Origin of the sequence: Rhizobium sp. CB3171, from assembly GCF_029714265.1 — a bacterium.
Taxonomy (GTDB): Bacteria; Pseudomonadota; Alphaproteobacteria; order Rhizobiales; family Rhizobiaceae; genus Rhizobium.
Map to the genome: position 1 here is coordinate 90,181 of NZ_CP121657.1, position 11,073 is coordinate 101,253.

The 11,073-nt window shown below is 60.6% G+C and carries 13 protein-coding genes; 5 read left to right on the top strand and 8 right to left on the bottom strand.

Annotation, left to right across the window (positions count from 1 at the left end):
* Nucleotides 1–42: 42 nt before the first annotated feature.
* Complete coding sequence (locus QA648_RS36735; RefSeq protein ID WP_283055116.1) at nt 43–528, bottom strand: GNAT family N-acetyltransferase; 486 nt, start codon at nt 526–528, stop codon at nt 43–45.
* 106 nt (nt 529–634) lie between these two features.
* On the opposite strand from QA648_RS36735, the gene QA648_RS36740 reads away from it, so the two are divergent.
* Nucleotides 635–1,327, top strand: coding sequence for a gamma-glutamyl-gamma-aminobutyrate hydrolase family protein (locus QA648_RS36740; protein ID WP_283055117.1), 693 nt, complete (start codon nt 635–637; stop codon nt 1,325–1,327).
* Between the two features lie 294 nt (nt 1,328–1,621).
* On the opposite strand, the gene QA648_RS36745 is transcribed toward QA648_RS36740, so the two are convergent.
* The 3 genes from QA648_RS36745 to QA648_RS36755 form a co-directional block, all read right to left on the bottom strand.
* Nucleotides 1,622–2,311 (bottom strand): SMC-Scp complex subunit ScpB, encoded by a 690-nt coding sequence (locus tag QA648_RS36745; protein WP_283055118.1) that lies wholly within the window; start codon nt 2,309–2,311, stop codon nt 1,622–1,624.
* A gap of 10 nt (nt 2,312–2,321) precedes the next feature.
* Nucleotides 2,322–3,182: a DUF1403 family protein gene (locus tag QA648_RS36750; RefSeq protein ID WP_349254347.1), complete on the bottom strand. Its 861-nt coding sequence runs from the start codon at nt 3,180–3,182 to the stop codon at nt 2,322–2,324.
* A 561-nt stretch (nt 3,183–3,743) separates the two neighbouring features.
* A complete protein-coding gene (locus tag QA648_RS36755) occupies nt 3,744–4,151 on the bottom strand; it encodes a hypothetical protein (protein WP_283055120.1) in 408 nt (135 codons plus the stop codon).
* Nucleotides 4,152–4,415: 264 nt separating this feature from the next.
* Between QA648_RS36755 and QA648_RS36760 the strand changes: the two genes are divergently transcribed.
* On the top strand, nt 4,416–4,538 hold the full coding sequence (locus tag QA648_RS36760) for a hypothetical protein (RefSeq protein ID WP_283055121.1): 123 nt from the start codon (nt 4,416–4,418) through the stop codon (nt 4,536–4,538).
* A gap of 344 nt (nt 4,539–4,882) precedes the next feature.
* On the opposite strand, the gene QA648_RS36765 is transcribed toward QA648_RS36760, so the two are convergent.
* The gene (locus QA648_RS36765; RefSeq protein WP_283055122.1) at nt 4,883–5,668 is read right to left on the bottom strand and encodes a TniB family NTP-binding protein; all 786 of its coding nucleotides are present in this window, start codon (nt 5,666–5,668) and stop codon (nt 4,883–4,885) included.
* A 5-nt stretch (nt 5,669–5,673) separates the two neighbouring features.
* The gene (locus tag QA648_RS36770; protein ID WP_283055123.1) at nt 5,674–5,814 is read right to left on the bottom strand and encodes a hypothetical protein; all 141 of its coding nucleotides are present in this window, start codon (nt 5,812–5,814) and stop codon (nt 5,674–5,676) included.
* 89 nt (nt 5,815–5,903) lie between these two features.
* On the opposite strand from QA648_RS36770, the gene QA648_RS36775 reads away from it, so the two are divergent.
* Nucleotides 5,904–6,095 (top strand): hypothetical protein, encoded by a 192-nt coding sequence (locus QA648_RS36775; RefSeq protein WP_283055124.1) that lies wholly within the window; start codon nt 5,904–5,906, stop codon nt 6,093–6,095.
* Between the two features lie 12 nt (nt 6,096–6,107).
* Here the strand turns inward: QA648_RS36775 and QA648_RS36780 are convergent, their stop codons facing one another.
* Together QA648_RS36780 and QA648_RS36785 are read right to left on the bottom strand one after the other, a co-directional pair.
* Nucleotides 6,108–6,311: a Mu transposase C-terminal domain-containing protein gene (locus QA648_RS36780; protein ID WP_283055125.1), complete on the bottom strand. Its 204-nt coding sequence runs from the start codon at nt 6,309–6,311 to the stop codon at nt 6,108–6,110.
* Nucleotides 6,308–7,363 carry a DNA-binding domain-containing protein gene (locus tag QA648_RS36785; protein WP_283055126.1) on the bottom strand — a complete coding sequence of 352 codons (1,056 nt, stop codon included), beginning with the start codon at nt 7,361–7,363 and terminating at the stop codon, nt 6,308–6,310. The genes QA648_RS36780 and QA648_RS36785 overlap by 4 nt, the downstream gene beginning before the upstream one ends.
* A 328-nt stretch (nt 7,364–7,691) precedes the next feature.
* Between QA648_RS36785 and QA648_RS36790 the strand changes: the two genes are divergently transcribed.
* Nucleotides 7,692–8,729, top strand: coding sequence for a site-specific integrase (locus tag QA648_RS36790; RefSeq protein ID WP_283055162.1), 1,038 nt, complete (start codon nt 7,692–7,694; stop codon nt 8,727–8,729).
* A gap of 393 nt (nt 8,730–9,122) precedes the next feature.
* The gene (locus tag QA648_RS36795; protein ID WP_283055127.1) at nt 9,123–10,688 is read left to right on the top strand and encodes a hypothetical protein; all 1,566 of its coding nucleotides are present in this window, start codon (nt 9,123–9,125) and stop codon (nt 10,686–10,688) included.
* Nucleotides 10,689–11,073: the final 385 nt, after the last annotated feature.

Here is an 11,073-nt window from a genome sequence, read left to right on the forward strand (position 1 = left end):
CCTCGCCCTAAAATATCGCGGGCTTCGAACGCTCCGAGGGGTCTATAAAGGACGCTCCATCAGGTTCATCATTTTGCCGTTCATGAGCGTCGTTCCCACGGAAGCGAAGCCGTTTCGCTCATAATAGGCAATCAGTCTCGAGCTGGAGAGGGAGCAATCAAGCCTGATATTCACCAAGTTTCGTTTTCTTCCCATTTCCACGATTTTGTCGATCACAGTCTCGCCAATTCCGTGGCCGGCCTTATCGCGGCGCACTGCAAATGTATGCAAGTAGATGCTTTCGCCGGTCTCCTTCGCCCCCCAATATGGGCGGTCCTCCCAAAGTATCCGGAATGCCGCGACCGGTAGCTCCTCCAAATATGCAAGAAACAACTCGCCGCGCTCAATCCGCGGCAGCATCCATTCGTCGTCGAACGGATAGTTCCAACCTTCGGACCCGTGCTTCTTTTGCCACGCACTGGCCTTCTCCAAAATGTCTGAGAAGTGCGTCCGCGTCTCAAGATTCACCGGCTGAATATCAATTTCCATGCTGGTATCACTCGTCAAACTCGCCATGAACCGCCGCTTATGGTTTCATGATCCGAAACATGCTCAAAAATCGTTTGAAAACGCCTAAGGCGGAAAGCCAGATCTTATGCGGCAACCTCGCATCGCCGTAATTCTTGACGAGAACACCAGCACCGGTGGGACGCGCTATGAGGCGGCCAAAGGATATTTCCGGGGGGTGAGAGACGCCGGAGGACTTCCTTTTGGCATCCCATATCTGCCTGAAGTCGTGAACTCCGTTTTGAACGAGTTCGATGGGCTGGTCTCCGTGGGCGGCCGATTTGCCTATCCCGACGACTGGTACATCGCTGGTGAAGTCTCCAAAGCCCCGCCATCAGAACGTTTCGACGTCGAAAGGGCTATCGTGGAGGGCTATCTCGAGCGGGATAAGCCCGTCCTCGGCATTTGCGCCGGGATGCAGATGCTCGCATGTTTGAACGGTTGCCGTCTTTCTTGCGATCTGCGCTTGTCGTTTCCAGCCGCCGATGAGCACGACAAGCGGGACCATCTTCACGCGGTTGAGATTGTTCCTGAATCACGGCTGGCACGGATAATCGGAAAGCATCGCATCAGGGTGAACACATTCCATCGTGAAGCGATCGCACAATTGTCACCAGCCGTCGTGGTAAGCGCTCGAGCTGACGATGGGATCGTAGAGGCTATCGAAGTTGCTTCCAGCTCCTTTGCAATCGGTCTTCAATGGCATCAAGAGCTATTTGCCGACACGGTCCATCCCGGTAACGCTGTATTTCGTGGTCTTGTAGAAGCAGCCCGACTGTGAAACTGCGCCGGTTACCAAACGCGATGAAGCCGAGGGTGACCGCCATCGAGGCATTGAAGCCCATTCATCACATCAGCCAGCACGGTGCGGTCCCGCTATTCCGTCGCCCGGAGCGGGCAGTTCGAATACCTCCAGAGGGCCGAGGCACGGCTTTTAACAACCGCTTGCTGAGCTGCAGGAAAAGGCGGCCGCGTTCACATTTTCGGCAGATTGCCGCAAAGCTGTCGACGCAACCTCGGTTCCAGACACCGACTTGCAGTGAACGGTTTCGATCACGTTCGCTTCGCGACGGCTTCAGTCATCCTCTGCCTCGTCGATGTCAGCCTCTTGCCCGACGAACGCATCCGGCATCGGCGCTTGCCGGCTCAGCAGCCCGGCGTCCTCCAGCCGCTCGATATCTGGCAGATCACGCAGCGTCCCGAGACCGAAGATCGACAGGAACTGTTTCGTCGTCACATAGGTATAGGGTGCGCCGGGCGTCGGACTGCGCGGGCCTGGGTCAAGGAATGCGGCAGCCCTCAGATTGGCGATCGTGTCGCGGCTGACTTCCTTGCCGAAGATTTTGCTGAGCTCGGCTCGGGTGACCGGCTGGAAATATCCGACCGCCATCAGAACCATCGCCTCGAACTCCGACAGCGCCGCCGCCCCGCCGCGCGTCGGCGCCGACGAGGCGCGGATCGTCTCGGCGAAGCGCGTCCGGGTACGGTGCTGCCAGCCACCGCCGACTGACACCAGTTCATAAGGCCGATCGCGCAACTCTTCCCGCAAATCGTCGATCAAGAGGTCGACACTGCAGTCTTTTCCGACGACCCGCGCCAGCGTCTCGCGGCTGACCGGCTCGACCGAGGCAAAAATCACCGCCTCGACCCTGAGCATCCACTCGCGCCAGCGCAGGTCCGCCGGCAACTCCTCCAGTTCCCGATCAAACAGGACATCGTCCTGCGGAATTTTTTTGGCGTTGCGGCGTGGCTGCGTCGCGCTCATCCAGGCCGCCTCACAATCCGTAAATCCGGAAGGACGACCGGCCGGACAGCTCGCGCACGGCCTCAAAACTTGTCAGCCGCTCGAACAGCCGCATGCTCGCCCACCGCGACAGATTGCTGCCCGGTGCGGAAGCCGGCATGGCATCCTCGTCGAGCAACTTGCGGATGACGGCGCCGGCGCCCTTGGTGCGTAGTTTCGCCGCCACGTCCACCAGCCGCGCAGCGCGGCGATCGATCTCGGCGGCTGAGCGCAGCGCGGCATCAACCGCGGTGAACAGCGCCAGGCAGACGGCCCGCGCGAAGCCTGGATCGCCGGGCCGCACGCGTCCCCTGCCGCCGAGCGTCTTGAAGGCTGGCCCATACCGTTCGGCCATCAGCAGCGGCACGGGCCGGTCCCATGCCAGCAGCGCGGCGATCAGACTATCGGCCAGCGCGAAGGCCAGCACCTCGGCATCCGGCCGTTTGGCCACAATCGCCGCCACCAGATCGGCCGCGGCGAACGGTGGCGATCGGCCGGACTGCAGCGATGCGTCGGCAAAATCGACAGCAGCCGCCAGCCGGTCGTCCCAGGCCAGACCGAGCAGATCGGCCAGTTCGGCGATGGCTTTCGAAGAAAAACTCGGTTTCCGGCTGGCCAACCATTTGAAGGCCGAAAACACCTTGCCGGCCGGTCCGGGATCGTCGCCTGGACGCGCCAGCAAAACGGCATCGCGCAGCGCTTTCTCGTCCTCGTTGCGACCCATCAGGCGGACGGCTGTCGCGGCGCATTTCAGCGCTTGCCGCGCGCGACAGCAACCGGCGTAGACGCGCTGCGATCGAACAAAATCATCGAGTGATTTCAGCGCGATGCCGGCGGCGACGGCGGCATCCACCTCCGTCACCTCGCGCCCACGCGGAACCGTCCACGCCGGCAATGGGGCCGGCGCTACAGCGATCGAAGCAGCTGCGAGGGCGAACGAATCCATGCCGGGAGCTTATAGCATGCGTGCAGTTTATGCCAGTATTTTCGGCTATAACCGCACAGCTTGTCGTTAAACAAATACGTCCGATAATCTTGCCTTATCGGACGTATTTGACACAGATCCGGAACAATGGTATGTCGCTCGCATTTGATCGCCGGACAGCCCGTTTTGGCGTTTCTGGTTTCGAAATTCGCAGTCATTAAGCGGATTGGTCTTGCGCTTGATCGGTGGACTGCAGCGGTCCAGCGCCTCGCCCTCGATCCGAACAGCGTTGGCGTCGGCCGCGGCAACCGACGGGGTGTTCGCAGGCGCCTCTTCCGAAAAAATCACCGCTTTCGCTGATTTCGGCCAGAGAAGCCCGCTCAGCGGTTTTTTGCTTCGGACGATCGACGCCTCATCCTGACCCTCGAAACGCGTTCCACGGCCTTCTGTGTGGCTCGATTTTTTCCGCCTTCTTTGTCCCTCTTGCGGCTACGACCCGGCTGCGGGCCGTACATTTCTGGATAGCGCTGCATCGATCAGCCGTGCGCGAGCCCTATCGCGTTTGCGCCGCGGTAGGCGTTGTGCGTCGATCCAGCCTGGGTCCGCCAGGATCTGGTTGGCCAGACGCTCATATTCGGCCGAACTGCGCGGCAACGGGTCCGTGACGATTGGGCGGGGCGGCGGAAGCACGGAGCGTATCCGCCGCGATGCCGCGCGGCGCGTCAGACGACCGGCGATCTCCGAGATCGTACGGACCTCATCCGGATCGGCGCCAAACACATCGTTCAGAGCAAGCAGCGTGACGAAGCGCCAGCCCACCGGCAACTGGCCGAGCGGCGCCTTGGCGCCGACGACATGCCGAACCTCGTAAGGGCAACGCCAACCGGATTCGTTCAACCAGAGCGCCAAGGTCGGGCGCGCTGCCGTCGGACGATCGAGTGGCGCCCAGAGCGTCGCAAGCGCCCGCGCGAGCTGTTCACGCGCGCGGCTTTTCGCCGTCGGCGCTTTGTGCGACCTGTCTCTGGATCGATAGCGCTGTTTCGATCAAAGCGACATGCCGCGGCGCCGAGTCCTCCCTCCCCTATCGACAAGAGGCGCTTCACACCAGCGGCAGACCGCGCATGCACGTCCTTCGCGCAGGCGGAACGTGACGGAAAGACGGTGACCACATCTGAGACAGCGATCGTAAAGGAGTTGGCCGTGCACGGGGCAAATGCAGTGCTCGGCGAGCGCCCAATCGGCCCGCAGCCTAGCGTCGCAACCGGCGGCATGATCGGCCGCTAAACAGGCCAGGCAGACCGGCGGGGCTCCGATCGTTGGTGACGGCGGCCAGTCCGGTCCGCTGCTCACGTACCATGAATTGGGACGTTGCGGATGCCGCCGGCTCAGGGATAATCGGTGCAGCCGCTCCGGATCGACACCGCAGTTCCGGGCCCATTGTCGAACCTGTTCAGGGGTCGGCAGCCGGTCGTCGATGGATTGAATTGGCGAAAGGCTTTCGCCATCGTCGGCCAACCAGCCAACGAGTGCTTGATGAGTAAGACCGTAGCGGCAGGCTACCCGTGCGAGCCACGACGATAGCAGTTCGTCGCGATAGGGTCGCGGCGCCACAGGCAGATGCCGGGCCATCATGCGCCCACCTGTTGAGGCCTGCGAGGCGCACGTCGTCCGGCGGATTGGGTCATCGAAACGAGCGGCAGAACCAGGTCATCACCAAAGCTCATCAGGTCGAGCCGCTCCTTCCCCGATCGGACCGCTTCCTCGGCCGCCGTTTCGATCAGCCGGAAAATCCGTGCGGTGACGCCGCTGGTGAGCATATGGATTCGCTCGCGCACCGCGTCGCTTTCGAGATCGGAAGGCGCGCGCAACGGCAGGATCTGGGTCAGGCTCTTCAACAGAGCCGCAAACACATGATCGTTTTTCCATGGCTTGAGATGCAGCGCTTCGAAGCGCTCGGCAAGCTGTGCGTCGGTCAGCAGCGCCTGCCGCGCCAGGTCGGTCCCGGCACAGACAAGCGGCACTTTTAAGTCGTTGGCGAGAAACCGCAGTGCATTCAGAAAAATCCGCTGCTGCCGATAGGTGCCGGCCAGCATGCCGTTGACCTCGTCAAGCACAATGATCCTAGCGCCGACGGTGCGCAGCAACGAGCGGCAAATGTCTTTCTCGCGGGCAAGGGTGCCGCCGGCGAGCGCGGGAGCCCCGAGGCTTGCCAGCAATTCCCGATAAAGATCGCGCTCGACCGGCTCCGAGGGCACCTGCGCCACAACAACCGGCCTGTTGGTTACGCCGGTTGCCTGGCAGAACGTGGCCGGATGCGAGCGCTCGAATTTGCGGACGATCTTGGTCTTGCCCATGCCGGTGTCGCCATAGATCAGAAGGCAAGGCATGCGGTCACGCGGCGGATAGGCAAGCAACGCATTCAGACGCGCAATTGCTGCTCCAGCTGATCGAAACCGATCCAGCGGTCGGCCTTGATCCAGGCAACGCGTTCATCGTCGGGGAGCGCGGCGTAACGGCGGTAGTGGTCGTCAAGATGATCGTAGGTCCCCTGCCCGCTCACGACCATTCCTCGACGGGAAAGATCGGCACCCTGCTCCAATCGATCGGCGGCTCGTCGTGAGCTTGTAGCGGTTCAGCAGGAGCGGCCGATTGGTTTGGCTTGACGGCGCCAAGCGCCCGATCGCGTTTCTCCGCCAGTTGACGGGCTGCTTTGGTGTGCCGGGTCGCCTCATTGACCAAGGCCCGTTGCGCCTCGATCGTCTCGAAAATCAGCTGCTCGTCGACAAGCGCCAGGCCGCGCTCGCAAAGCTGCCTGGGCGCGGCGGTGCTCGCCCAGCGTGATCGGTGGACGCCTTAGGTCTGCAAAGCGGATCGGCCATTGCGCGCCGTCGGGCCCCGCACGAAAATCGTCGAGAGGTCGCGCGGATCGTAGGAAGCACGCAGCGGCCGATCGAGCCGGCCGGCCCAGATGCTCAGCACGTCATCCCAGTAGCGCAGACCGAATAGGTGAATGCCGTCCCGTCGCAGCCGGTCGACGCTCGGCAGGAAATCGATCATGAAGCCGGCGAGATCGTGGGGCTGCCGGACAGGCCGGACGCGCCGCGCGACGGCTTCACGCCACGCTGCAAGCGGCGGATCCCCAAGGCACTATGCCGATCGGCGTGGTAGCGCGTGATCTCAAGCGCCATCCACCGCTCCAGTTCGTCCAGTGTCATCGCCGCGTTGGCGGCTGAATCGTAGTCACCCCGCTCGTCGATGTCGCTGAAGGTCGTACCGGGCAGGAGATGGACGGCGCCCATCATGGTGCCGATCAGCCGTTCGATATGGCCGCCATAGTGCGGTGTGGCGACCGGACGGTGGATGAGGTCTACGCCATACTCCTGGGCGCCGCGCTTCAGGGCGCGGGAGCGGAATTCCTTGGCATTGTCGAGATGGATCGCATCGGGAAACCCGGAGACCGGCCACTCGGCGCCGATGTCCAGCCCGGCAAGCCATGCCTCTTTTGGGAGCACGCAATGCTGGACCGCGAGCGCCACCGAAACCGTCGACGGCGGCTCCAGCGTCAGGTAGAAACCCGCGATCATGCGGCTTGCAATATCGATGGCGAGCGTCAACCATGGCCTCTGCAGCGGCTTTCTGTATTGGCGATCGACCACGATAATATCAGCCAACGTGTGGTCGATCTGGACAATGTCGAAGGCGTACGCGGCCTCGTATTGCCCGGGAACCGGCTGGAAGCGGTCGCGTGCTGCTTTCAGGCCATTCCTCGCCGCAATGAGTGCGGCGGGAGCGATCCGGGCCTTCACCGTATGCCAGGACGGCACCCGCACGCCACGCAAGCGGCAAAGCCTACGGATTTCCTTGTGTAGCTGATTGATGCTCGGCTTCTGACGCGTCTTATAGAAATCCCGCAACGCTTCGCCGATGACGGCTTCGGTCTCGTCCGGCAGCCGCCGGCTCCCACGTCTCGTCCCCGCCGGCTGCGGTAGCAGCGAACTTGTGAGCGGATGCTCACGATACGCCCTGATCAACTCATAAAGACGGGTCCGCCTAAGACCGAGCTCGCGGCAGGCGCGAAGAAAGTCAGAGCGGCTGGGTCGCTGAAGCAACACCAGCCTCCGGATGACAGCCTCTCTTGCGACCGCCTCGCTCCAGACAGCGTCATCGACAGCATTCCTGTCAGGCTCATGAACCACAGCTGCCTCGCTGCAAAGTTCGTCCGCCTGAACACTACAAAAAGTCCCGCGATTCGGCTAGAATCCGCCCAATCACCTCGAACGTGACTTGGAGTATATCAATCAGTTACCGTCCGTTGACGAACCTCGAAGGATCATCGAGCAGAACAGCGAAAATCACGTCGAGGAGAGGTCCGCTCCGCCAGAGAGCACGGCGTCCGGCGACGCTATTTCGGCGCCGCCGTCGTCGGCCGGCATCTCGATGCACAGCGCTGGCCTCCCCTCCCCTCTTCCGGAGGCGAACGCCCCGCTGCCGGCGCATCTCGAGCGCCTCGCCGATAAGGCCCGCACCTATGTCGAGGCCGCCAACTCCGCCAACACCCGGAAAGCCTATGCCTCCGACTGGAAACATTTCACCGGCTGGTGCCGGCGCCAGGGCCTGGCGCACCTGCCGCCCGATCCACACACCGTCGGCCTCTACATCACAGCGCTGGCCTCGGGCGCCGCCACGACCGATCGCAAGCCCCATTCGGTGACGACGATCGAGCGTCGCCTGTCCGCCCTCACCTGGAGCTACGCCCAGCGCGGCACGCCGCTCGACCGCAAGGACCGCCATATCGCCACGGTGCTCGCCGGCATCCGCAACACCCATGCCGCCCCACCGCGGCAGAAGGAGGCGGTGCTGCCCGAACATCTGATCGCCATGCTCGAAACATTGGACAGGGGAACCCTACGCGGCCTGCGGGATCGGGCCATGTTGCTGATCGGCTTCGCCGGCGGCCTGCGGCGCTCGGAGATCGTAGGATTGGATTGCGGCCGTGACCAGACCGAAGACGGCCGCGGCTGGGTTGATATCCTCGACAAAGGCCTTCTCGTCACCCTGCGCGGCAAAACCGGCTGGCGCGAAGTCGAGATCGGCCGCGGCTCATCGGATGCCACCTGCCCGGTCGTCGCCGTCGAGACCTGGATCAAGTTCGCGCGGATTGCAAAGGGTCCCCTCTTCCGTCGCGTCCGCGGCCAGGGCAAGGATGTTGGACCGGACCGATTGAACGACCGGGAGGTGGCGCGTCTCGTCAAAAAGGCGGCACTGGCCGCTGGTGTTCGCGGCGACCTCAGCGAGGGTGAGCGCGCCGAAATATTCTCGGGCCATTCACTGCGGGCCGGCCTCGCCTCCTCGGCCGAGGTCGACGAGCGCTATGTCCAAAAGCAGCTCGGGCATGCCAGTGCGGAAATGACCCGCAAATATCAGCGCCGGCGTGACCGTTTCCGCGTCAATCTCACGAAAGCATCGGGCCTTTGAACGGCCCCTCCCCTTGCGGGTATGAAGCCGTTAGGTAAAAACTGCGTGCCAAATTTTTGCCTTAGGACTTCAATTGAAATCGGTAATTAAAAGCCACAGAGTACGACAACCAGCCATCGAAACGCTCGGTCAGCGCGTCTGTCACCTTAGACTTTGCTCTCAAGCCGTGTATTCTATCTTGTACACTGGCAGTTGGAGAGGGAGTCGAACTCCCCAGGGGGATGCAGAGTGTCCGTCGATACCTTAGTTGTTACAGCGCTTGAGCTCGAGCACGACTGTTTTAGGGACGCCGCAAACCGATTAGTCGATCCAACGGTACGATGGACCACGGTAGACCCGTCGACGCCAACCCCCTATCTTTTGGGAACAGCGACTTTCAAGGACGGCAGGGCTATGACATTGGCGCTGGCGCGCCCAACCAGAATGGGTGCGGATGCCACGGGTGTTGTCGCCTCTAGTCTCGCAACCAAGCTCGGTCCAAAGTCTGTCGCTATGTCGGGGGTGTGTGCGGGGAATCCGAAGGACGTTTCGTTGGGAGACGTCATCGTTGCGGAGCTTGCTTACAACTACGAAGAGGGGAAGGCAACAACGGCAGGCTTCAGCGCCGACCCACGTCAACAGCCCCTTCGCGACTCGTTGGTTCGGTTCGCGCAAAATCTGGATGCTAGGACGATTCCGAGTTACGGACCTCCGACACTGTCGGATCGCGAATTGTGGTTTTTGGAGGTGCTTGATCGAAACGTCGATCCTCGAAAGCATCCGGCAAGGTCGCGCTATATTGCCGACGGGGATTGGCCTCAATTCGTTCAGGCTCTAATAGCCAGGGAACTTATTCGAAACCAGAAATCTACATTCAAAATAACGGCCAAAGGAAGAACGCGCGTGAAAGACGCCGCGCTTTTAAATGTCGCCTCGCCGGATTGTCTTCCTCTGAAAATCCACGTTGGACCGATCGCCAGTGGTGCCTCAGTGAACAAAACCGGGAATGCCTGGGAAATGATCGTCGAACGTGGTTTACGCAGCGCGCTCGGCCTCGAAATGGAAGCGGCGGTGATTGCGAATATTGCCTACCGCCTCGAGATACCGGATTGGATCGTTGTGAAAGGCGTTATGGATTACGCGGACCCAGACAAAGACGATCGCTACAAGGAGTTTGCAGCGAGGGCGTCTGCAGAGGTTTTGCTGCGCATACTTTTCCGCGAGGGGGCAGCAACTGGGCAGCAGGCTGAAAAGGAGACGCTCTCTGCAATGTCTGCCGCCAATGTCGAAAAGCGTTTTCCACGTCTGCTCGAGGCCCTGAGAGGGATGGGTTCGCAATGGGTTCAATTGCTCAAGTCCGTGCAGCAAGCAGAGATGCAGGCGCTTCAAAAATCTGGTGAAGCGACCAGACTAGCTCAACGGGCATCTGATCTGTTGGTTGGTGAAGTCGAAGAAGTTCGGTCCAGTTTCGTGGACAACGAAGATCCGAAACGAAGGGGGATTCTTACCACGTCGGAACAATCTTCGTCTGGCAAACACCTTGGTTTCATTCGGTGGTCAAGCGGAGATGAGTTTTTTGGCGAACATGTAAATGGCGTTGCGCAGGGCCTCGGTGAGTACAAAATATATACAATCACTGATTTCTCGACACCCAATTTAATCAACTACTACTCCGGTGAGGTGCGCAACAACGCAATCGGAAAATTCGGCGTATATGTGTTCGCTGACCGCAGTGTATTTTCTGGAGAATGGCTCGATAATCATCCGGCCTACGGCTACAAGTTCTTCGATGGCGAGCGATTTGGATATTTGGAGTTCTTCGGAGCGTTCGCATCGGTCCCCGATCCCGATCGCAAGGCACCAAATCAGTGGCTTCCTCACGGCATCGGGATCGGCATCAGTCACGAGACGAATGAACTTTTATATGGCCACTTTGTCGGTGGATATCCGGGCCGCACAGTCGAATATGTTGCGCTATGATCATCCACTTCCGAGGCGCCGCGCACTGATGTTGGCGGTGTAGCTGGTTGCAGCGCGAATCGGAGGAGTTGTAATGTCTTTGTCCGCACCGACAACTCTATTGCAGAGGCAAATATTGCGTTGGCGCTGCGCGCTAAGATTTTCACTCACAGTTTTTCAGCGGGCAAGGCTGGCATGCGTTCTGCCAAGGCGCTGACATAATCTCTTGTTTTTGTTTAACTCTCCGGTTGTCAGCACTGAATCTTTGCGAGGAACCAGACAATCCGTTAGCAAGTCATTAACCAAAAATCTCTTGCCCGACGCACAGAATCGGCGCCTATTGCCACCGGCGGAAATCTTTGGATTTTTCGCTTTAAACCGCCACTGGCAAAAAGCAGGTTACGAG